At 49.1% G+C, this 1,051-nt stretch carries 1 protein-coding gene; it reads left to right on the forward strand.

Features of this window, described 5'->3' with window-relative positions; translation table 11 throughout:
• Window positions 1-1,051, forward strand: a 1,051-nt coding sequence (locus tag V7L31_RS29030) for a WD40 repeat domain-containing protein (RefSeq protein WP_334699435.1), incomplete at both ends; no start/stop codon positions are given.

Consider the following 1,051-nt stretch of genomic DNA (forward strand, 5'->3'; position numbering starts at 1 on the left):
GCTCGGTAACAGTAGTAGCCGTTACCCCGGATGGCAAGCGGGTGATTTCTGCTTCAACTGACAGCACACTCAAACTCTGGAATCTGAAAACTGGGAAAAATGAGCAGACTTTTATAGGTCATACAGGCTCGGTAACAGTAGTAGCCGTTACCCCGGATGGCAAGCGGGTGATTTCTGCTTCAACTGACAAGACACTTAAACTCTGGAATCTGGAAACTGGGGAGGATGAGCGGACTTTTATCGGTCATACAGGCTCGGTAACAGTAGTAGCCGTTACCCCGGATGGCAAGCGGGTGATTTCTGCTTCAACTGACAGCACACTCAAACTCTGGAATCTGAAAACTGGGGAGGATGAGCGGACTTTTAAAGGTTATTGCGACTGGGTAGAAGCATTAACCCTCACCCCCAATGGCAAGGGGGTAATTTCTGCTTCCGATAACAACACACTCAAACTCTGGAATCTGGAAATTGGAGAGGATGAGCGGACTTTTATCGGTCATGGCAATTGGGTAACAGCAGTAGCCCTCACCCCGGATGGCAAGCAGGTGATTTCTGGTTCAGATGACTGTACACTCAAACTCTGGAATTTGGAAATTGGGGAAGATGAGCGGACTTTTATCGGTCATAGTGACTCGGTAGAAATAGTAGTCATCACCCCGGATGGCAAGCAGGTGATTTCTGCTTCCGATTACAACCCACTCAAACTCTGGAATCTGGAAACTGGGGAGGATGAGCGGACTTTTATCGGTCATACTGGCTCGGTAACAGTAGTAGCCCTTACCCCGGATGGCAAGCGCGTGATTTCTGCTTCAAAATTTGACAAGACACTCAAACTCTGGAATCTGGAAACTGGGGAGGATGAGCGGACTTTTATCGGTCATAGCTGGGCGGTAACAGCAGTAGCCCTCACCCTGGATGGCAAGCGCGTGATTTCTGCTTCAGATGACAGCACACTTAAACTCTGGAATCTAGAAACTGGGAAAAATGAGCAGACTTTTATCGGTCATAGCCGCTCGGTAAATGCAGTAGCCCTCACCCCGGATGGCAAGCG

This window comes from Nostoc sp., assembly GCF_036916655.1.
Taxonomy (GTDB): Bacteria; Cyanobacteriota; Cyanobacteriia; order Cyanobacteriales; family Nostocaceae; genus Nostoc.